19 protein-coding genes and 1 tRNA gene are annotated in these 20,668 nt (G+C 45.5%); 9 read left to right on the plus strand and 11 right to left on the minus strand.

What is annotated here, in order from left to right:
- Window positions 1-169 precede the first annotated feature (169 nt).
- The 7 genes from ACFSUS_RS22625 to ACFSUS_RS22655 all read left to right on the plus strand — a co-directional run bounded on the left by ACFSUS_RS22625 (window position 170) and on the right by ACFSUS_RS22655 (window position 8,489).
- Window positions 170-1,105, plus strand: a complete 936-nt coding sequence (locus ACFSUS_RS22625; RefSeq protein WP_381526110.1) for a beta-1,6-N-acetylglucosaminyltransferase — start codon at window positions 170-172, stop codon at window positions 1,103-1,105.
- 327 nt (window positions 1,106-1,432) lie between these two features.
- Window positions 1,433-2,842, plus strand: coding sequence for a tyrosine-type recombinase/integrase (locus ACFSUS_RS22630; protein WP_381526112.1), 1,410 nt, complete (start codon window positions 1,433-1,435; stop codon window positions 2,840-2,842).
- A gap of 21 nt (window positions 2,843-2,863) precedes the next feature.
- The gene (locus ACFSUS_RS22635; RefSeq protein ID WP_381526114.1) at window positions 2,864-3,829 is read left to right on the plus strand and encodes a hypothetical protein; all 966 of its coding nucleotides are present in this window, start codon (window positions 2,864-2,866) and stop codon (window positions 3,827-3,829) included.
- A 90-nt stretch (window positions 3,830-3,919) separates the two neighbouring features.
- On the plus strand, window positions 3,920-4,195 hold the full coding sequence (locus tag ACFSUS_RS22640; protein WP_381526116.1) for a helix-turn-helix domain-containing protein: 276 nt from the start codon (window positions 3,920-3,922) through the stop codon (window positions 4,193-4,195).
- Between the two features lie 294 nt (window positions 4,196-4,489).
- Window positions 4,490-6,892: a YfjI family protein gene (locus tag ACFSUS_RS22645; RefSeq protein WP_381526118.1), complete on the plus strand. Its 2,403-nt coding sequence runs from the start codon at window positions 4,490-4,492 to the stop codon at window positions 6,890-6,892.
- A gap of 79 nt (window positions 6,893-6,971) precedes the next feature.
- Complete coding sequence (locus tag ACFSUS_RS22650; RefSeq protein WP_381526120.1) at window positions 6,972-8,237, plus strand: BT4734/BF3469 family protein; 1,266 nt, start codon at window positions 6,972-6,974, stop codon at window positions 8,235-8,237.
- 63 nt (window positions 8,238-8,300) lie between these two features.
- Window positions 8,301-8,489 carry a hypothetical protein gene (locus ACFSUS_RS22655; RefSeq protein WP_381526122.1) on the plus strand — a complete coding sequence of 63 codons (189 nt, stop codon included), beginning with the start codon at window positions 8,301-8,303 and terminating at the stop codon, window positions 8,487-8,489.
- A 218-nt stretch (window positions 8,490-8,707) separates the two neighbouring features.
- Here the strand turns inward: ACFSUS_RS22655 and ACFSUS_RS22660 are convergent, their stop codons facing one another.
- The 3 genes from ACFSUS_RS22660 to ACFSUS_RS22670 form a co-directional block, all read right to left on the minus strand.
- Window positions 8,708-9,346, minus strand: a complete 639-nt coding sequence (locus tag ACFSUS_RS22660; protein WP_381526124.1) for a hypothetical protein — start codon at window positions 9,344-9,346, stop codon at window positions 8,708-8,710.
- A 281-nt stretch (window positions 9,347-9,627) separates the two neighbouring features.
- A complete protein-coding gene (locus tag ACFSUS_RS22665; RefSeq protein ID WP_381526127.1) occupies window positions 9,628-10,857 on the minus strand; it encodes a hypothetical protein in 1,230 nt (409 codons plus the stop codon).
- 48 nt (window positions 10,858-10,905) lie between these two features.
- Window positions 10,906-11,211: a hypothetical protein gene (locus ACFSUS_RS22670; protein WP_381526129.1), complete on the minus strand. Its 306-nt coding sequence runs from the start codon at window positions 11,209-11,211 to the stop codon at window positions 10,906-10,908.
- Between the two features lie 733 nt (window positions 11,212-11,944).
- On the opposite strand from ACFSUS_RS22670, the gene ACFSUS_RS22675 reads away from it, so the two are divergent.
- The gene (locus ACFSUS_RS22675; protein WP_381526131.1) at window positions 11,945-12,448 is read left to right on the plus strand and encodes a hypothetical protein; all 504 of its coding nucleotides are present in this window, start codon (window positions 11,945-11,947) and stop codon (window positions 12,446-12,448) included.
- Window positions 12,449-12,982: 534 nt separating this feature from the next.
- On the opposite strand, the gene ACFSUS_RS22680 is transcribed toward ACFSUS_RS22675, so the two are convergent.
- The 8 genes from ACFSUS_RS22680 to ACFSUS_RS22715 form a co-directional block, all read right to left on the minus strand.
- Window positions 12,983-14,281, minus strand: a complete 1,299-nt coding sequence (locus tag ACFSUS_RS22680) for a hypothetical protein (RefSeq protein ID WP_381526133.1) — start codon at window positions 14,279-14,281, stop codon at window positions 12,983-12,985.
- A gap of 312 nt (window positions 14,282-14,593) precedes the next feature.
- Window positions 14,594-15,442, minus strand: a complete 849-nt coding sequence (locus tag ACFSUS_RS22685) for a DUF3037 domain-containing protein (protein ID WP_381526135.1) — start codon at window positions 15,440-15,442, stop codon at window positions 14,594-14,596.
- Window positions 15,439-16,257, minus strand: a complete 819-nt coding sequence (locus ACFSUS_RS22690) for a HipA family kinase (RefSeq protein WP_381526137.1) — start codon at window positions 16,255-16,257, stop codon at window positions 15,439-15,441. The genes ACFSUS_RS22685 and ACFSUS_RS22690 overlap by 4 nt, the downstream gene beginning before the upstream one ends.
- Window positions 16,258-16,424: 167 nt before the next feature.
- Complete coding sequence (locus ACFSUS_RS22695) at window positions 16,425-16,667, minus strand: hypothetical protein (RefSeq protein WP_381526138.1); 243 nt, start codon at window positions 16,665-16,667, stop codon at window positions 16,425-16,427.
- 115 nt (window positions 16,668-16,782) lie between these two features.
- Window positions 16,783-16,856, minus strand: a tRNA-Asn gene (locus tag ACFSUS_RS22700).
- A gap of 82 nt (window positions 16,857-16,938) precedes the next feature.
- Window positions 16,939-17,271, minus strand: a complete 333-nt coding sequence (locus ACFSUS_RS22705; protein WP_381526139.1) for a hypothetical protein — start codon at window positions 17,269-17,271, stop codon at window positions 16,939-16,941.
- A 96-nt stretch (window positions 17,272-17,367) separates the two neighbouring features.
- Complete coding sequence (gene rsmG / locus ACFSUS_RS22710) at window positions 17,368-17,997, minus strand: 16S rRNA (guanine(527)-N(7))-methyltransferase RsmG (protein WP_381526141.1); 630 nt, start codon at window positions 17,995-17,997, stop codon at window positions 17,368-17,370.
- A gap of 89 nt (window positions 17,998-18,086) precedes the next feature.
- Complete coding sequence (locus ACFSUS_RS22715; protein WP_381526143.1) at window positions 18,087-19,262, minus strand: glycosyltransferase; 1,176 nt, start codon at window positions 19,260-19,262, stop codon at window positions 18,087-18,089.
- Window positions 19,263-19,398: 136 nt separating this feature from the next.
- Here ACFSUS_RS22715 and tgt point away from each other — a divergent pair, with 136 nt between their 5' ends.
- The gene (gene tgt / locus ACFSUS_RS22720; RefSeq protein ID WP_381526145.1) at window positions 19,399-20,529 is read left to right on the plus strand and encodes a tRNA guanosine(34) transglycosylase Tgt; all 1,131 of its coding nucleotides are present in this window, start codon (window positions 19,399-19,401) and stop codon (window positions 20,527-20,529) included.
- Window positions 20,530-20,668 lie beyond the last annotated feature (139 nt).

The following is a 20,668-nucleotide window of genomic DNA, read 5'->3' on the forward strand; positions in this document are numbered from 1 at the left end:
TCTATGGTCAAAAATAGTCAGGCATGGTCAAGAGTGCTAGCGTATTGCCAGTCAATGACTTGCAATGCCTGACCATCGACTATCTATTTAATTAGTATATTGAACTAGGCATGCCTATTCTTATATCGCTCAACGATCACAACAGAGCCATACATTGGTCATCAATCTCATGGCAATCCCATTACGACTCGCTTACTTAATCTTTGTTCATAAGAATCCGGCTCAATTAGGGCGTTTACTAAAGCGGCTATATGCACCGGGATGTTCGTTCTTTATCCACGTTGATGCTAAAACAAATTTGGACCCGTTTCGGGCAGCCATCAACGACATACCAGCAGACAGTGTAGTATGGCTGGCAAAACGAAAGGCCGTTTCCTGGGGCGACTTCTCCCTGTCCGCAGCCTACCTGACTGGCTTTCAAACTATTTTAGAGCAACGCCTTCAACCCGATTTTATCATTACCCTCAGCGGGCAGGATTACCCCATTGCTACCCATGACGTCTTACATGATTGGCTTTCTCGACACAGTGAGCAAACGATTCTGGATCACGTGATGATCACCGATGCACTGCCTGATATTCTGGATCGAGTGGAACGATACTATCTGTCCACCACACCCCACCGCATCCTGGTATACCCTCACCCGAATCCAGACAAGCGAAAGAAACGGCTATTTAACAGTGTGTTACGCCGAAGTGGCTTATTTCCGCTGCCTCGTCAGATGCCCCTGAACCATCAATTATATTTCGGCACGAACTGGTTTCAACTCAAACCTCTGGCGGCTCGTTATATACTTGATTTTTGCCAGGCTAATCCACACTATGTCCAGTTTTTCCGCACGACCTACGTACCCGAAGAAATTTTCTTTCAAACCATATTACTCAATGCGCCCGACGCCATTCGGGCCACCATCTATAACCACCGGATGACCTTTATGCAGTGGGACCGACCACCAGGAAGTTACGTAATACCCATCTCGACGAGTGAGTTACCGGCCATGCTTAGCTCAGGCAAGTTCTTCGCCCGCAAGTTTGAACCCCAGTATGACAGCCAGGTGCTGGACCAATTAGATCAATATCTTAAGGGAGGAGAGTCTATGAGGTAAGCAAGCCTGTGCAAAGAAACAGAGGTTTCATACTTACAACATACATTAGATAAAGGCTTACGTATATCAAAAACAAAAAAGACCACGCTTTCACGTGGTCTTTTTTGTTTTGCTCCCGAAGCTGGGCTCGAACCAGCGACCCTCTGATTAACAGTCGTAGCCATGCCTATTATTTCTGTATTGCTTCTATTTATAAGATATAGTTAAATGCGCTGTTATACAGTCTGTTAGCTCGTGTACTCTTATCGCTTCTTATTGCTTTTATGCGTTGATTTTATATTTTTGTATTGCAAGTTGTATTGCAACTAATGCCAGCTTGCAATACAAATGAGCAAAGCGACGGTCAATCTGTTCTTCGACAAACGAGCCAGCAAAGAAGGGGAGGGGGTAATCAAATGGCTTGTCTGTTTGGATAGAAAGCAACGCCTTTTTAGCACCGGGCGAAAGATTACACTCGCGGAATGGCAGTTTCTACAAGACAGCAAAGGCAGGCTGGATAATCGAATCAAGGACGAAAGTAAGATCCGGCTCTGGCATGAGATGTACGGAGAATCGTTTCGGGATGCACTGACAGGCAAAACGGAAACAAGCTATCTAAGACGAGCGCAAACAATCATTGGGCAATTAGACGGGCGGTTTACCTTTGATGCCTTCGCCGATGCCATTGCTAACTATGGTAAAGAGATTGAAAAGCCAGCCGTGCAAACCGATCTGATAGCTGCGCTACTGGCAAAAGCCAAAAACATGAGCAACGCCGGACGTATCGGTAATGCTATTAATTATGAGTTGGCCGCAAAATCGTTACGTCGTTTTGTAGACTCATTCACCGATGGGGAACGGAAAGAGTTTTTGAACATTCCCATTCCCCGCAAGTCGAACCAGCCGCGCCCCGTTGCTACGCTGCAATACAGCCACCTTACGCCCGACTTCCTGACTACCTACGAACAGTGGATGCAGCACTATGGTAAAGCCCCACAGAGCAAGCTAAAAGCCGCAACGGGGGCAAGCCTGACCACCGTAGGCATTTACTTACGGCACGTGCGGGCCGTTGTCAATGATGCTATCGAATCCGGGTTAATGAGCCGGGATACTTACCCATTCGGGCGCAATCGGTACGTTATACCAGCCGGAGCCAATGTAAAGAAAGCCCTACCTAAAGCAGATATTGAGAAGCTAAAAGCATATCAGCCAGTAGCGGGTACAACTGAACAGCGTAGCCATGACCTATGGTTGTTTTCCTACTTCTGCAACGGGGCTAACCTAACTGATATTTGCAGGTTGACTTGGAGCCGGGTTAACATAAAGGAGGGGAAGTTAACTTTTATTCGGCAAAAGACAGCTAGGAGTAAGAAGCAGAGTCAAACGCCTATTGTGGCCCATTTGAGGCCAGAGACCTTTGCTATTATTGAGCGCTGGGGGACATCTGAACGACGGGCTAACAGCTACGTTTTTCCGTTCCTTACTATTGAAATGACCGACCAGCAGAAGAAACAAGTGATTCATCAAGTGGTGAAGATGACTAATAAATGGATGGGTAAGATTGCAGAACAGTTAGGGATCGAGGGAGACGTAAATACGTATTCAGCCCGGCATTCATTTGCTACTAGCTTGCTAAAGAGTAAAGCCCCCCTAGCTTTTATATCCAAGTCACTGGGCCATACCAACTTGAAAACGACCGAAAGCTATCTCGGCTCATTTGACGATGAGGAAGCTAAACAGTTCCTAAATGCTTTGTAATCAGATAACATCGTATCAACAATGGACAACTTAAATGCATTTATCGCGAATATATTAACAGTTGATTACAGCGATTTTGCCAATACGATGGAGGTGGTTGAAATGGTAAACGAAACAAAAACGCAGGTTGGCATCAATACCTGGAGAATAGATATAGATTGGGCTACTGCTGTTTTTAGCTCTTTTTCAAAAACAGAAATAGGGACAGAGTACACGCAAGCGTTTCAGGGGGGATCTCCCAAAGAGCCATCTGTTGAATTAACACAGTACGCACTTTCTGACCTTTTTTGCTTACCCAACGAGCAGAGGCAGGCGCAGATTGATCGACTGTCGAATCTAATTCGCTTATGGGGGAATAACGGATATACTGGTATTCAATCTGATTACTCTGTATTACACGATGCGTTTGATCTGGTGCAAGGATTTAGACTAAGTTATTTCGATGAGTGGCTCAAGGATCAGAAAATCATCACTAAAAATATACCCTATGGGAGTAACAAAATTCATCTCAGGCGTAACTTCTACAATTTATTTACTTGGCATATAGGTAAAAAAATTAGTGCTGTTCATTATCTGATAGACGCAGCAACAATTAGGGCAGGTGCAGCTGCTAAGCCGAATGCAGTAACTAAGGCAAATGATCATCTTTCGGTATTTGTAATTAAATCGGGACGCTTGAGTCTATTGAATCAACTACTGATTTATGTTGAGGAAGAAAGGCAAGATGAGCTAGCAAGCTTAATAGATGGCAACCCCATTGATGTGCCAATAGGACTTAATTGTCAACAAGTTATATTGGGAGAAATATTTTACAATCAAGTAAAACACCCTGACAAAACAGATAGGCTGATACAATCGGATAAAACCAAATTAGCTAAATGGATCTGTCAAAATTTTCGACGTGTTGAGAACGGCACAGTTAAAGAATTTTCAGAGCCAACCATTCTTAATTACTTGAAAGGCAAAGGATTCGCACAATATCAATAAGGTATTTTCTATCCCGTTTCTATCCCGCATCTTGATCGGGATATTTAATTTCGTAGTCTTTTGTACCTGTCATTATAACGACAGGTATTTATGTTTACAGAAAACCCATTTGCAACAATTGCGCGAGAGCTTGAGCTAATTAAAGCGCAACAGGCTGAGACGCTGCAACTACTACGCAGCACAGCCATTCAAACAGCCGCCATTGACGAAGCCCCCGTCAGTACCGACGAAGCCGCTAAACGTTTTGGTATAGCTAAGCAAACCCTGTATCAGAACGCGAAGAAGATAAAACATACAAAGCGTTTTGGTCGACTGTATTTCTATCCTTCTGACTTACGTGCTTATTTAAACGGAGGAGCGGAATGATGATAAATACTATCAACACTGCACTCAAAGAAGCTGGGGCAGAGGTATGGGCGTTGAACAATGAGGAAGCGGGCTTCACAATTCGCGCAAGATTTGGCCGAGAGTTCCTACGTATAGTCATGCCCGCAAAACAGCCTGTGTCACCTGGTCCAGAAACGAATAGCCTCTTGCACGTCTTTACTGACGTTGATAATCTCCGGCTTTGGCTTCAATCAATTCCTACCGTATCCACCAACAAAAACAGGTAGCCCCACCCACCACGGCAAGCTACCCGTTTATAAAAATTCCGTTAAAATGACTACCAAAGATATTGATTTTCAGCCAGAAATACAAATCGGCGAGTTGCGAATGTCGTACTTTGAAAACGTTCAGCAACAAAGTCCAGATAGAGGCATTACACTTAAAGAGCTGTCCGATGCCATTTCACAGCGTGAGCAACTACGCGCAAAAGATCCGTCTACCAGTGCGGAAAGTACCCCCTGGATTTGTGTGGCCGCTTCACTACTCGACAAGAAAACGATAGGTTCCTATACGGGCTATATAGGTATACGAATAAAACTTATCCCTGACCGTGTAAACGTTGTTCGCCAACAGTTGGAGACCGACCCCTTTGCCTGTTTAGTCGCTAACATCCTTGACAGTAACGTTCTGTACGTAATACTGCAAACCGAGGCCACCCCTTGTAATGAAATAGAATATCTAGCTTACTGCGAGGCTACTGTACATCTGCTACAAGCCGAACACGCACTGACAGATGATGAACTATCTATGAACGGGTCAAACCCGTATTCACTGATTAGGTTGAGTAGCCTGAAAAACGTTTATACCCATCCGTTCCCCAAAAAAGTCCGCATTAATCCATCAACTCAATTAAAAGAACCGGTAGCCGACGAGCAAGATTCAGGGCTGGGATCGACTGGTAAATTTGGCCCTGACTCGTTATTAGATGCGTTGAAATCCGAACGGCAACAAGCCGAAGAAGCAACTGACCCGGCAAGCCATCAGGGGGAACATAGTACGGCTCCCGATATGGGCCAGCGTCCGCCAATGTTAGATATGACAGAGGAGAGGTTAAATGAGCTGCCTGATTTTGATGGCGAAGAGGAGCGTGAAGCTAATCCCCATGAGACAAACAACGGATTCAAAGCGACCTCCGGGACTAGCACCGAGGGAGACACTGCCGACTCCGAAAGCATAGAGTGGCCTCAGCCCGTAGCCATTGAGTCGCACCTTTTGTCAGTTTTGTCAGTGACCCCAAGTATGATTCCTGAGCAATTACGAGGCTGGTTAACGGACATAGCTCATAGAATGAAGTGTCCGTTAGATTTTGTAGCAACCACAGCGGTTGTAATGTTATCCTCCCTGATTGGAACCAGACTAACAATTAAGCCTAAACGACGTGACGACTGGACGGTAGTACCCAATCTATGGGGAGCGCTTATTGGAGGCCCATCCATTAAGAAAACACCCTCAGCAATGGAGGTCCTAAGTCCGCTGAAACGGCTGATAAGCGAATCAAATGAGCAATTCAGCCAGGAAATGAAACGCTATGAAGCTGAATTGGCGACTTATGAAGCCCAGAAAAAAGTATATCAAAACCTGGAGCAAAAGCGACTAAAAGGGGAGCCTGTCCAGGTTGACGTTGAATGGCCCGAGCCGCCCAGGAAACCAGCCAAGAAACGCTACATGACCAACGACGCAACCACTGAAAAGCTAGTGGAATTACTAAATGAAAATCCCACTGGCCTTTTACAGTTTCGTGATGAGTTGATGGGCTTATTATCAGGATGGGACAGGCCAGGTCGGGAGGGGGATAGAGCCTTTTACCTGGAAGCGTGGAACGGTAACGGATCAAAAGACGACGACCGGATAGGGCGTGGTCATGTCAGTGCGGAATTGATATGCGTTTCTCTCTTGGGTGGTATTCAGCCCGGTAAGTTGTTAGGATACCTCCGAGCCGCAACGGGATATGAGAATGACGGATTTGTTCAGCGTTTGCAGGTTGCTGTTTATCCAGATAAACCAGCATGGGAATATGTAGATGATTATCCTGACAAGGATGCACGAGCCAGGGCTTTCAAGTTAATCAAGTCCATAAACGAATCTGATTTTTCAAGCATCAGCTACAGTACCGATGAGTACGAACGATTCCCATACACTCGTTTTGACGCCGATGCTCAGGAAATTTTTAAGCAGTGGTTGACTAAGTGGGAGTTAGAGGTAATTCCCTCCGAGAAGAACAATGAATTGCTAGAAGCACATTTTGCCAAATACCCCTCCCTGCTAGCTTCATTGTCCCTTATTTTTCATGTCGTTAACTGTGTGGACCTTGCGCCATTGCCTCCTCCCCACAAGCGACTGGTAACAGTTGAGGCCGTTACTATGGGCATCCACTGGTGTGAGTATTTAATGAGTCATGCTAGAAGAATTTACGGCCTTTTGGATACGGCTAGTATTGAGTCAGCGAAAGAGCTGTTAAGGCATCTAAAAGAAAGCGACCTCACGGACGGTTTCAAGGTTCGGGACGTATACCGTAAACAGTGGACACACTTAACCACTAATGAACAGGTTAGGTCGGCAATAAATGAGCTAATAGAACGCCATTATTTAACCGAAGTTGCTCCGCCAGCGCTCCAAACAAAAGGAGGTCGCCCCGAAGACCCATACTACTTGGTAAACCCAAAAATACGTTCATAATCCCAGTATGACCCACTGACAAAACTGACATAACCCTTTTTGTCGGTTTTGTCAGTGAGTGTTTACCCGTTTCAAAAGCATGGTTAACGAGCAGCACCGTCCTACACCTTTAGACGTACCCATCAGTTTTTTCGAGTACAACAGAAGCCACGAACGCTTCGCCAATGTCCCTACTCAAACGACTACGTTGCGCCGAATGGCCACCACTGCTTTTTACCGGCAAATAGTTGAATCTATCCGGCTCGAACCAGACGAGGAGAGACAGAAAGAGCTAAAAAAACAACTTCCCGGTTTTACCCCTGCGGCCTGGCTTCGCCACCGTAAGCGGGATACAACGTTTGACGAAAGGGTAAGACAACAATGGCCTATGTTGATGGGCGACGTTGACAAGAAGGATAACCCTTCGGTCGATATGGCAGAGCTTAAAAAATGCATATCCCGGTTAACGTATGTGTTGACTTGCGCCTATTCTGTACGGGGAGGGCTATGGTTTGTTGTGCGCCTTCCTGACCACCAGACGCCCGAAACGCTGGCGGCTCACTTTCGATACGTACAAAAGCTATTTAGCACATATTTCGGCGTTATACTCGATAGCACCAAAGGCGGCAATCCGACCCACCTGCGATTCGTTAGCTACGATCCTGAGCCGTATATCAATGAGAATGCTACAGTGATGGACAAAACGTATACGCCCAAGCCAGCGGCACCATACGTACCGCCACGAAGGAGCGGCAATCCCGCCCTATATGCACATGAAGGTTTTATTGATGCAGACGAGCTAGAACGCCAATACGGACAGGCCATTCTATCGGATTTAGTAGGTGAAGCCCTGACCCACAATGGACAGGTAACACGCCTTTTTGATACGACAACCCATTCAGCCGAGAAATTCTATCTCTCAGGCAAAACGGGTAAACCTAGTATCCATAATTACTCAGAGAATCAAACTTGGTTCCCAGTCAATGCATATGCACAAAAGCACGGCTTAACCTACGCCCAAGCACTACACGAGCTGAGTCAGCAGTACGGCCTACCTACGCCCACAAGACAGCCCGTTAGCGAAGCCCACAGAGATAATAGGATACGTCCCCCGTCGGCGTATATAGTAACCCGTTTAGAAGATTGGGAACCGGGCACCATCTTACGCCCGCCCGAGTCGGCTATTGAACGATTACCGGTAGACCCTTGCGATACTTACCCGGCAGACTGGGAACCGGCTCCTAATAGCATGACCAGCGTCACAACCTGGAACAGCCTGTTTGTACAGCCGCCTTATTCATGGGACGCTGATAGTGTACGCCGATTCATTCAATGGGCAGTAATCCCCGCTGGTTGCGAAGGGTGAAGTTGTTCCCCTGGCGGGCAATGCTTACGACTAACAGGCTACAAACTTTAACGACCTCATACCATGAAATTCGCGTTCCAAGCATCCCTTAATTTTGTGTTCCTGCAAATATTCGAGCCGATTGTAGCAGTTGATGGACCTGTACCGGGTATTGATCCACAGTGGTTTAGAACCGCCTTCAAAGCCATTGCATTGACCGCTATCCAAAACGCCGTTCAAAACGTATCTGTCGGAAGAACAGCAGGCAAATAAGTACAAACGCATTGCACAGGCACACAACAGACAAGCCCGCTATATGGCGGGCTTTTTAATTGGCATGATACTCGCGTTTGTAAATGGCACGAGACATTAGATTAATCAAAAAGGCACTCTGGCTATGCTCTATCTTTTAATCAATATGTCTTTGAAACGTAACAACCGGATGGTATACTACACCATCCGGTTGTGTTAGTAAGTGCTATCATTAAAATCTACGGCCAAAAATCACCGCACTGTGTAAAACCTGTTGGTGAAGTGTAAATCTTTGTCCTAATAGCACCAGCGGGGGATGGGTAGCTATCTCTAAAAACTAGTATAGCCCATTGCCCAGCCTTAGTGGTACCGTATAGACTAGCCGATGCTTTTGAATTATCTTCGCAGCCTGCACTAGTTGTTGTAGTAACCAATTCTTCATAATTGCGTAGAAGAGAAACCTGTGTTCCAAGGTCAGAATTGCACGTCATAGCCATAACATCGGCGAGAACACCCGGAAATTCAGGACAATCAAAATTAAAAGTATACAATACTGCATTAGGGCCAGTATATGTGTATTCATTTCCGTTCTGGTCTCCGTTCCGACAAGTAGCATTGCAAGGCAGTTCAACTCGGTCATATGGCACCCCTCTAATTTCACCATCGGCTGATTGTCTTCCATTCGCACTTTTGCTTAACACGCTAAACGTTTGATTTACAGTGTCAAGTACCACATACCGACCTGATAGGCCATCGCCAATCTTGTTACCAACCTTCTGTGCTTTAGGAGTTGCCACAGAGGTTACTCGATCTGTGCTGCAATGACTGAGTGCTAGGCTACCCGTAATAATGAGCATTGACGTTAAAATCTGTTTCATAAAAATTGAGTTATTTAGTTGAGACACAAGTATACGCCCTAATCAATATTCCTATTTTAGTAAAACTTAGTATTCACAATTAATTAATTAGTATTAACATACGGGTAACAATTGGTAAAATTTTCAGAATTAATACCCAATCACGTACGATGGTAGCTTACACTAAAACGGGGCGCAAACAAACAAAGGCTCTTGAGCTAGCAGACCCCCGGCAGACGAATCCTGCCGACGTGATCTAACCACCCAAGGAGCCTTTGTTTGATAAAGACTGAACGCCTATACTACTGCCGCTTATTGGCGTTGTAATACGCGCCTGTTGCAACGGAGCCAGCCGCTACGGGGAGAGCTACCGACGGTACGTTGTTAAGCCAGTTAACCGCCTGCTTCTGCCACATAAAATTATCAAATCCAGCCACCGGGTTATCCCAAGATGTGCTTTTGCCCATATAATCTGTTACATCTTTAGCAAACCGCTCACTAGTAATAAACTCATTAGGTTTATACCCGAGCGCATGACGCAACTCCATTAGTCTACTATGGACTTCAACGGGCTTAGTCCAGTACCTATCATAGCTTGTCATTCGACCATCCCTAACCGGTATTTCACGTTTAATTGTGGCCAACCCTTCCCTCATGGCGGAATTACTCTTCATTGCGTTTTGGAACTGGTGTGTAGCCTCGTGAACGGCAGTACTTTTGGGATAGGTTGTATTCGGTGAAATGACCGCAAAGTTGCCAATAGGCGAATACACTCCATCTATTCTCTCTGATAGTAACAAATTTCGCCACGTCTTGGAGTCTGTCACAACAGGGCGTTTTATCGCCTGACTCTTTATAGCATCGGACGGGGTAAGCCCTCCCATTGATGCCTCTGCTCGCCCTTTAAACCAGCTTCTCGCCCACTCTCCCCCGGCGTCTGCTTCTGCCTGAGCTACGTTATTAGCATAGGTTGGACGGAAAGCAATTTTGCGCATTGTCGTTAACGGTTTTGCGGCTAACCCCCCAGCGGTGGCAAATGCTACACCACCTAAATTAAGGGCAGCTGATCCGTAATCACCCTGCTTTATATCCTGTAAAGTCCTAGCTCCTTTAATCCCAGCCATTACCCCCGCACTTATTCCACCAATAACTTCGCCGACTACAGGAATGGGCATAGCGTAAGCAGCTTTATCCGCAATATTTAAGGCTTTATCCTCAAACTCCTCCCACGCCTGTTTTTTTACATATCCCTGCTTAACTGCTTGAGGTACGTAGCCCGTTGGCTTTAACTGCGGTTGATTAGCCGCTGTCTGTTGCTGGATGCTCGCCAGGTTGTCCCGGCGCATCTGAAAGAGGTTGGCGGGCGTAGTGGTCGCTGTCGAGGATGCTGCTACTACAGGACTGACAGGCAGGGGTTTCTTAGGCTTGGCTGGACCGCCATCGGCAAAGGTTTCTGCTTCTGCCTCCCTGGCTAGTCGCTCGCGTTCCAATTCTTTGTATCGGAGCAATAGCGCCCATTTGTTGATTCTCATGGTGTGGTGGGTTGGATAGGTTGAAAAGGGATAGGAATAGTCAGAGTACTAGAGCATTACACTGATAGGTCTGAACACTTTGGGATTAACGAAATACGTATTGAGTCGGTCAGCCTTGGCGATGAGATTAGCGCTTAACAACCTGGTTTTTGATCGGCTGATGTTGGCCGGTATACCGCCTAACAGGTCACGCAGCTCCTTGTTGGTTACTTCGGCCTTGCCCGTTGCCGGGTTGATACGTGCGCCCATAATCATCAGTATCCGAAGGCTAGCGGGAGGGAGCGAACACATGAGGTTTAGCAAGTATTCGTCTGGTCCAAACACCGTAGGGCTATGCGCCTGTTTTGCTGTCACATACGGGTTAGAATTGTACCTGCGGGATTCTCTTACGGCTGTCATTTGTAGCTGGTGGGTTAAAGTGAATTGAATGATAGGCTAATATACATAATTTTATTATATATATAACAACGCTTTACACAGATAATTTTGAGGTAATCACACCCCTACCAGTAAGCCGTTTTCTACCCCGTGGCTAACTACGCTGACGGAGAGCCGGGGGCGTACCTGTATATACGCATCTACCCGGTTACCAGTGCTTTACCTACCCCGGTATAAAACACCCCCTATGGTATACCCCCCCCCTTCATAGGGTTCGGAGACAAAAGGATTTGCATTGTCGATACTGGCGGTTTTGGTTACATACACGGAGCTGGGGTTATCCCCGTCCGCCCCTCCATGCTCGCGCCGGTTTTCTGCCATCCTCCCCCTACCTCTACCCCTGGCCTTTGGTGAATTGTAAACGCCATTCATTAGCTGTCTTTCGGGTAGTGGTTTTTTACCTAGGATGAAACGGTGTACACCATGCCGACGGCAGACGGGGTACAACGGAGGTAGCTGCTCAATCCAGACTAAGCAGAAGATACAATGTTTTTGGTATTTATTTTATGTGAAAATACATAACCATCTGATATACAATAATATACCTTAAAATATATTTTAACTATTCCTAGTATCGATGATTGTTCTTTTGTCTATCATTGTTCAACAATTCAGTATTTAATCCCCATAATTATTAATCATTTCACACATGGAAACCAAACAACAATTAATCAGCCCGGTCGTAACTTACATAGAGGACCTACAGAGAGTAAACCGCGAAGTCTATAATTTCTTTGACGAAGGATCAGCAGCCGAATGGAATGAAATGCTTGGTGACATATTTTACGAGTGGATAATCAATACCCACCGTAAAACCACAAAAGAATACGGAGCATCTGTCTCCTGGCGAATGACACGGTTACAGTATTTTATAAACAGGTTCGAGTGGGCTCACGATATTGTTGACCGTCCCAACGAAAACGTACTATCATCTGGGATAGATATGTATAACCTACAACACGAAAATCAAAGGCTAAAGTCAGAGCTGGAGCAGGAACAGGCAGTTAAACAGCATCTGCAACGGTTATTGGATAGTAGGGAATGCACTTGCGATACGTTACGTAAGCACATTGACGTGCTGAAGGAGTCATTAGCCCTATATAGAGAACCGCAAGGGGAAGAACAGCCAGTGTCAGCGACTGCCAGCAACTGAGCACCTGACCAGCTCACCAGTAACACAAACGCCCTTCCGTTAAGGTTGGGCGTTCTGTTTTATTAAATCATAGCTTTTATTTGCTTCGTGTTTTTATTCTCAATACGGCTTGGTCCGATTGGGTACATACACCTTATTGGCATTGATGTAATATAGCTTCCATCCGATTGAACTAGCTATCAACAAAAAGAGCCTAGTCTGGACTAGGCTCTTGCTTGACGTATTATTATTCCCTAATTACGCTTATGCATGTTGATAATGACCTATAATAGCTGGCCATTCGTCCATGCGTAAGTCTCGGCGAAGTATGTCAATCATTGCATCGGATACAATATCCGCGACCTCACTAGGGTCCATTCCTTGCTGAATCTCTGAGCTATCATGCTTAGAGCGCCGATAAAGATCCAAAACTTCTTGGGCCTTACCTCTCTCGGGCTTTTCTGTGTCCACTACGAATAGGTCCATAATTTACGAAGTAGGATGGTTGTAGATTATAAACATGATTATGATTGAAAGGGTTTGCAATTTAAAGTCTTATTCTGATTCGCTAAAGTAGGTATGAAAGAAGTGAGGGTTTAATTCGGGTTTAAAGTAATACTTTCTTTTGATCCAAACAAAGCCATCACCTTTAGAGATAACAGCCACATCTACAGGGCCTCCAACACTTTCTTCTTGTGAGGTAAATCTTCTTTTTAAATATGTGAGATATATCAGACTTTCTGCCATTTCTGCAAGGTCCTCCTTGGACAGTAACGCTGTAGTGAATCTTGTTGGTATCTCGTACTCTTTAAGCTGGTAATCTCTTATTATTTCGTTAAATCTATTGGCATACTGCAAAGTATCGGCCCCGCGAATAATGTCCGCAATAGGTTTTAAGCCCGCTTGTTCAAATACTTCAATCAATGAATCATTGTACTTTTTAAGTAGGTCAAGAAAAGTTCCAGTATAAACTCGTTTCAAATCTGGTGCAACCCCATAAATAACTGTGTCTATTACGTCTCGTTGAGCAAACGGAAGGATGGCAGAAGTTTTTTCGTCAGATATTTCGGCTTTTACTTTTAATGAGTAACGAAGCCTTCCGTTAACTATTTCAGCAACCTCAACTGCCACACATTGAGGGTATATATCCTTTTCCCCAAACCCAGTGAAAACTAAACCAGAGTAATTCGACCCAAATAGTAAATCGCTTTTTAAGTACTCATATAAATATTCCAAGAACAAATCGTTAAGTGAAGAGTCGGAAAAATCAGCAAATTCTGAGTCAATCCATTTCTCGACTTCGCAATTAATCAGCGTTTTAAGTTCATATAGCGTAAAATCGTCAAACTCTCCAGTAGTAGATGGGTGCTTTCGGCAAATATCAATATTTTGGGTTACTACTTCTTTTATGGATACTAATAAGGCTTTAATCTGATCAGCTTCTGATAATGTATCAATATCGGCAGGTAATTTATCATCTGTATCGTCTAATACATCTTTTACTAGTTTGCTCACCAACTGACGTATGCACGATCTCTGGGCAAAGTTAGAGTAGAATGCGTTTTGGCTCTTAACATACGTTATCAATGATTCACGGTATTCACCAACAGAGTCGAATGCCTTGTTTGTGATATGGTTCCTATACATTTTTACAATTGTTTCCCAAGGAGTTTTGATAAAACTCGCTGAGTTGTAAATAACGATACCAATAGGATGATGCTTGGATAGCTTGAATATCTTATTTGCTGTGTTATAAACTTTTCGCCTGCTGTCTCCTGTACTACTAACTGTTACTGCACTGTCAGCAGCAATTGCTACTGCGGTTTTGTTTAATATGCCTATTACTGCTGTCATTTGTGTTAGTTGTATATAATATATATCATAAATATTGTGGTTTTATGTCGATTTAGCCAATCAAGGTTAATTAGAAAAGTTCTAATTAACTAGAATCTTTCACAGGGATACAATCATTGTCAATAACTTATGCCTTAAGATAAATCTTTCAATACTAATTTACTCCTCAACCACTCGCTTCTGTGCTTCTATCTAGTTCACACCGTATGGAAACACAGGCTGAGAGAAAGGTGTCATTAAAAAAACGAAGCTGTCCAGTAGGTATCAGACAGCTTCGTTTCACTTCAATTCGTGATTATTAAGTTGAAGTAACTAATGCTCTAATCCATCATCATGCATTTTTAGTGCCTGTTTTACCTCGCGAGCAACCGCTTCTGCTTTGTCTTCCGTTACTACCTCAACCCGGAGACTCTCTGATTCGTAAGTCAGCTTGCTTTCAACGAACCCGTTTTCGTCAGAAAATGCGCTTGAACCCGTCAACAGAAACGTTAGATGGATCACCTCCTCAGCGGTGGCGAGTTCTGGTAATATACCTGACCAGCGATAAACCTTTGACTTAACAGAACTCCAATCAGACAAGTTGAGTGACAGCGGCTGGTAACAGTGCCATACTTTGTTCTTCCAGGCTTTGTCAAATTTAAACGCATCGGTGCGCGTCTGTACCTCGTGCTCGACTAAGCGATTCGTAATACCGTATTTGTCAAAATATGTTTTATAAACTTGCCGCCACGCTTCCTCGTCGGTTTGTGAAGTGGTCTCGTCTACCGGCACGTACTTCTCAACCAGCCTGTTATATAAATCCTCAAGGGCAATCTGCGGATCAACATCGATACCCCGCGCCATCGGCGTTAACCACAAAGCACTGTCGTCTTTAGGTAAAATACTACTAGTGATTGCCTCTAAGCTGGGTGGCATCGGGAATAACTCGTCGTACTGCTGAGCAATGCGCTCCGTTTCGCGCCTAAACTGTCGTAGTGTCTGAACCAGAGTCAATCCACTGGCTGGGGGGAAGAAGTTAGATATGCGTGCGTAACGATTTGTTACGAGTGCTTTCAGAAAACGGTCTTCGGCCGCGTAAAGTACTACCCCCACGTTGACGAACTCGCCCGTGCCCCGGTCATGCGTATAGCGAAGAACCTGGTATTGATAGGGTTTCATCATTGGAGTAAGACCTGCGTTAATTGATTTGAAAATTCAGTACGATGAGTAACGATAGCCGCCAAGTAATCTTGTATATCGTTTACCTGCTCACTTAACCATTCAACAGGTAGTAATTGTTTAGCGCGTCTCCAGAACTGCGCATCTACTAAAGCCAGCCGTTCGATAAAGGCCGAAAAATCAATTTGTTTGTGCCTAAGATACGCATAAAAGTAATGATTTTCAACCCATTCTCTATCCTGGTCACGGAACACCCACGGCGTTTTATTCCGCAAAAATGGCAAGTCCATCGTAAACGCAAAAGCTAGTTCATGGTCGAACAGCAAGATGTCGTCACCCTTGGTTAATAGGTTTGGATTGTTTACCCTACGATCGGGATTGTTGAGAAATAAATCCAGTGCGAAAATAGCCTGCGCCTGAGTTAGTTGCCCATCCGTTAGCCGCTGATTACGGACAAACTCTATATAACCTGGTACATAGGTAGAACCAAAGTTTAAGCCGATGCTGCTCGCTGCGTTACGATAGCCACGTCCCCCGATGAGCGTTTCAACAAATTCCGGTGAAATAGAAACGACGGTAGGTTCAGCAACATGCAAGTTTAACTGTTGGCCGATCCAAGCCCCCAGTAATTCCCGGCAACAAGAGTCAGTCGTCATCCGCTGCCCCCGTGACCATTTAACAACGTAATCTCCCCGCTGGCCGCTGCGTTCGTCAACACCAAGAACTAACATGGGATTCGTTGTTCCTGACTCGAACGCATCTTTGTATTGGAGCGCATGAACAACGGGTAAGCTATAAGTTGGGTCAGTAATTTTCAACACAATAGGCAATTATGTATCAAATGATCAATTATTTCGTAATAATATTTAAAAAATGGTTGGATAAGATACTCCCCTAACTGTTGTCAACATAGCCCTGCACTAATGGCTAGCTAACCGGCTTATAAGTCAAATACGCGCCAATCAACCAGACTATATCACAAAAATCATTCAAGATCAGCTTTTTTAAATTCGCTTGCTTGCATTCCTCTGAAACTTTTGCTGCTAAGTTTATTACCTGTTTGATCTAATGGTCTTACCATTACTGTAGATTTTATAATTCCTGATCTGCCTTTAAATTCCTGATTATCAGCGCGAGTGGTCACTAACCCACGGGCATATTCTGAAAACTCCCATTCTGAATTATCGCTAAGGCGAATTAAAACATCACCTTTTTTTAGATTGTCCATTTTACAGAAAGTTTTGTCGAGTTTATTAACAATCGCGCTTTATGTATTGCAACTTGTATTGCAAGTGCAAAAAAAAAGCACTTACAAAATGTATGTAAGTGCTTGATTTTCAATGCTCCCGAAGCTGGGCTCGAACCAGCGACCCTCTGATTAACAGTCAGATGCTCTAACCGACTGAGCTATTCGGGAATCATGGTGCAAAAGTAGCACCTGTGACCTAATTGCGCAAGTGTATAGCCAAAAAAATATGGGCAAAAAATGCCCTCAGCCACTAACGGCCTGAGAAGCCGCCGGTTGGGCCACCGAAGGCATCGGGGCGGTTGTTCGGTACGTTGTTTAGAATTAATTCCTTCACCCGCCGGGCGTCGCCTTTCGTGAAATTCTTGAGAACAATCTCCGGACGGGCCCGTGGGATGATGCGTATCGTCGAGAAAAATAGTCCATTATCGATCTCAACGCCTGAGATGTCAGAGTAGAACACGAAATTGTCGGTACCGCCGATCAACTTCTTCTCGCGGAACGTCACGCCTTTGTCGTTGAACTCAATTACGTCCTGCCGGATAGGGTCTTTAAAGCTGCTGGAAGAAAAACGCTCGTTTGCCATTATATGTAGAGTTGTCGTGTTGGTTTACGGTATACGGTTTACAATGTTCAGCGGCCCGTCGTTAAGCCGTAAACTTGTAAACCGTATACTGAACGCCTATTTTTTCGGTATGTAAATCACCTTCTTGGTTTCAAAAAACGGTTCTTCGAAATAATCGGAAAGGTCATAGATTCGGTATCGATCCGGTACTTCGGCCAGTTCCTCCGTCAAATCTCCGCCTTTGAGATACAGAACACCATTGCGTATGTCGTTGTTGCCGTTTTTGTGGATCTTATAGCGGACCCAGCCCAAAAACGGGCTTAAACGCGTTACGGCTCGGCTGATGACAAAATCGTAGGTTGTTTTTAATTGCTCAACCCGGATCTGCTCGGCCTTTATATTGGTCAGACCCAGAGCCGTTGCGACCTCCTGCACCACCTTGATCTTCTTGCCAATACTGTCGACCAGATGAAAGTCGACCATCGGAAACATAATGGCCAATGGAATTCCAGGAAAGCCCCCGCCCGTTCCTACGTCCAGAATTTCAGTGCCCGGCTTGAACTGCACAATCTTGGCGATTCCTAACGAATGTAAGATATGTTTTTCGTAAAGGGCATCAATATCCTGCCGGGAGATAACATTGATTTTAGCGTTCCAGTCGCGGTACAAGCCATCCAAGGCCGAAAAGCGTTCCTGCTGTTCGGCGGTCAGATCTGGAAAGTATTTTAGAATAAGTTCGACATTCATAATAACGTAGCCTGGACGGCTACGTCCGGGCGTTTGAGGTATTCGAAATAGATACGTGGCCGCTGGTACGCCAGCCTGGCCCGGCTACACTACCGCCAGTGATATCCTTTGTTACGTCGGGTTGCCAGCGTTTTCAAGCCTGCCAGCCCGTAGTACGTAGCCAGCATCAGGTCAATAAATGGAATGGTTGCCCAATGGATCGTATGAGCAAGCCGGTAGCTGATGCGCCCGACGATACCCCAAAAGAGCAGTAACCGGAAGGCGAACAGGGCGGTGGCAATCAGCAAAAGTAGCCATTCGTCCGTCATAAGTGGATCATGTAAAAGCGCTTTGGTGATGATAACCAAACCTACTACCAGGGCTAACAACCATGTCAACACGTGCGAACCGCTTAGCAGACCAAGCCGTATCTTGTTACCTCGTTTATAATGTTTACCGACGCTTAAATGACGTCGTTTTTGGCGTCGCCATTCCGACCAGGTTTCTTTCGGCTTCGACCAGGTGAACGTAGCTGGGTCAAGGCAGATCGCCGTGTTGCGCCGGGTAGCCACTTCGTTGATAAACAGATCGTCGTCGCCACCCAGTACGTTCATGTGTGTGTAGAAGCCACGGTTGGCAAAGAAAAGATGTTTTCGATACGCCAGATTTCGCCCGACGCCCATGTACGGTCTACCGGCTAACGCCAGAGAGAAATACTGCACAGCCGTAAACAATGTTTCGGCCCGGATCAGCAAATTGAGCAAACCCGGCTGTGACTCGTAAGGCGAAAAACCCAGCACAATTTCCTTTTTGTTATTTCCCAAGGGAGCAACCATCGTGGTGAGCCAGTCAGCGGAAGCTGGTCGACAATCGGCGTCGGTCAACAACACGGTAGGGTAGAGGGCTTTTTTGAGCGCAATCGTCAGGGCATATTTCTTAGAGGTTACGTGCTCGTGTTCCTTATCAATGCGGATGAATCGAACCTGGCTCAGGTCGCCAATCTCGTGTTCCAGGTACCGATCAGTGCCATCTGTCGATCGGTCGTCCATAACTAACACCTCAAAGGTTGGATAGTTCTGACTATTAAGCAGCGGCAATAACTCCGTCAGATTAGCTAATTCGTTACGGGCGCACACAATGACTGTCACTCCTGATGAAGCCGCGTTCAGGACCGAATCAGGTGGGTTGGGTTGCCGATAGAAGGCGGTTCTGGAGAAAACAAAAAGAACATAAATGAGCTGTACACTGACCATACATAGCCAGGCTATCAGTAAAGCGGTGATCACAAAGAAAGGAGAGGTTGGCTCGTTACGGGTTGATTTTTAAATGAGTGGCAAAGATAATCCTTGTTGCCCGATTAAGTTTAGCAAACCTGCGTGGCTGGTTTGAACTTTGAGAAAGTTAAGCCGCGTTAGAAGAAGTATGACATTTTCTATTACTGCCCATGATCCGCAGTCGAAAGCCAGAACCGGCACGCTAACGACTGATCATGGGATTATACAAACGCCCATCTTTATGCCTGTCGGAACGGCAGGTACCGTTAAGGCCGTCCATCAGCGGGAACTTGAAACGGACATCAACGCCGAAATCATCCTGGGAAATACATACCATTTATACCTGCGCCCTGGTCTCGATGTGCTCAGCCAAGCGGGCGGATTGCACGGCTTCAATGGCTGGCAACGACCTATTTTGACCGACTCGGGTGGTTATCAGGTGTATTCGCTGTCCGATACGCGTAAGATTAAGGAGGAGGGCGTTACGTTCAAGTCGCACATCGACGGCTCCAAACACATGTTTACCCCGGAGGGCGTCATGGACATTCAACGGACCATTGGCGCTGACATCATTATGGCGTTCGATGAATGTACGCCCTATCCCTGTGAATACGGCTACGCTCGCCAATCTATGGAAATGACGCACCGCTGGCTCGACCGTTGCATTGCCCGTTTCGACGGTACGGAAGGGAAGTATGGCTACAAGCAAACCCTTTTCCCAATTGTGCAGGGAAGTACATATCCGGATCTTCGTCGGCAATCGGCCGAGTTTATTGTCTCGAAAGAACGGGAAGGGAACGCCATTGGGGGCTTAGCCGTGGGTGAGCCCGCCGAAGAGATGTACAAGACAATTGAGCTGGTCAATGAGATTCTACCTGCCGATAAGCCTCGTTATCTGATGGGTGTAGGTACGCCGGCGAATATTCTGGAAGGGATTGCGCGGGGAGTAGACATGTTTGACTGCGTAATGCCGACGCGGAACGCCCGCCACGGGATTCTGTTCACGACACAGGGGATTATGAACCTGAAGAACGAAAAATGGAGCCGCGACTTCAGCCCAATTGATGCCACTTTGGGTGGGTACGCCAGTACGTTTTACTCAAAAGCTTACTTGCGACATCTGTTTAAAGCCGAAGAAATATTAGCGGCTCAAATCGCGAGTCTACACAACCTGACGTTTTATCTGTGGCTGGTTCGTCAGGCGCGAGCCCATATCGAAGCCGGTGATTTTGTTTCCTGGAAGAATGAAATGGTGGTCAGGCTTATGCAACGGCTATAATCAGTATAGCTAGCGTTAGGTTGATAAAAATACTTGCATCAATGCTTAAGTATTTTTACTAAAATTTAATGTCTTTTATATAGACACTATTTCGGGTAATCCTATATTTGTAACTCGCATTATACTTAATGCGATGCCC

Origin of the sequence: Spirosoma soli (genome assembly GCF_042684525.1) — a bacterium.
GTDB lineage: Bacteria > Bacteroidota > Bacteroidia > Cytophagales > Spirosomataceae > Spirosoma > Spirosoma soli.

Bases quoted from the DNA above. Each gene is read 5' to 3' on its own strand.
- ACFSUS_RS22625 (WP_381526110.1), top strand. From the start codon at position 170: ATGGCAATCCCATTACGACTCGCTTACTTAATCTTTGTTCATAAGAAT.
- ACFSUS_RS22650 (WP_381526120.1), top strand. From the start codon at position 6,972: ATGGTTAACGAGCAGCACCGTCCTACACCTTTAGACGTACCCATCAGT.
- ACFSUS_RS22645 (WP_381526118.1), top strand. From the start codon at position 4,490: ATGACTACCAAAGATATTGATTTTCAGCCAGAAATACAAATCGGCGAG.
- tgt (WP_381526145.1), top strand. From the start codon at position 19,399: ATGACATTTTCTATTACTGCCCATGATCCGCAGTCGAAAGCCAGAACC.
- ACFSUS_RS22660 (WP_381526124.1), bottom strand. From the start codon at position 9,346: ATGAAACAGATTTTAACGTCAATGCTCATTATTACGGGTAGCCTAGCA.
- ACFSUS_RS22695 (WP_381526138.1), bottom strand. From the start codon at position 16,667: ATGGACAATCTAAAAAAAGGTGATGTTTTAATTCGCCTTAGCGATAAT.
- ACFSUS_RS22705 (WP_381526139.1), bottom strand. From the start codon at position 17,271: ATGGCAAACGAGCGTTTTTCTTCCAGCAGCTTTAAAGACCCTATCCGG.
- ACFSUS_RS22635 (WP_381526114.1), top strand. From the start codon at position 2,864: ATGGACAACTTAAATGCATTTATCGCGAATATATTAACAGTTGATTAC.
- rsmG (WP_381526141.1), bottom strand. From the start codon at position 17,997: ATGAATGTCGAACTTATTCTAAAATACTTTCCAGATCTGACCGCCGAA.
- ACFSUS_RS22655 (WP_381526122.1), top strand. From the start codon at position 8,301: ATGAAATTCGCGTTCCAAGCATCCCTTAATTTTGTGTTCCTGCAAATA.
- ACFSUS_RS22640 (WP_381526116.1), top strand. From the start codon at position 3,920: ATGTTTACAGAAAACCCATTTGCAACAATTGCGCGAGAGCTTGAGCTA.
- ACFSUS_RS22685 (WP_381526135.1), bottom strand. From the start codon at position 15,442: ATGATGAAACCCTATCAATACCAGGTTCTTCGCTATACGCATGACCGG.
- ACFSUS_RS22630 (WP_381526112.1), top strand. From the start codon at position 1,433: ATGAGCAAAGCGACGGTCAATCTGTTCTTCGACAAACGAGCCAGCAAA.
- ACFSUS_RS22665 (WP_381526127.1), bottom strand. From the start codon at position 10,857: ATGAGAATCAACAAATGGGCGCTATTGCTCCGATACAAAGAATTGGAA.
- ACFSUS_RS22675 (WP_381526131.1), top strand. From the start codon at position 11,945: ATGGAAACCAAACAACAATTAATCAGCCCGGTCGTAACTTACATAGAG.
- ACFSUS_RS22680 (WP_381526133.1), bottom strand. From the start codon at position 14,281: ATGACAGCAGTAATAGGCATATTAAACAAAACCGCAGTAGCAATTGCT.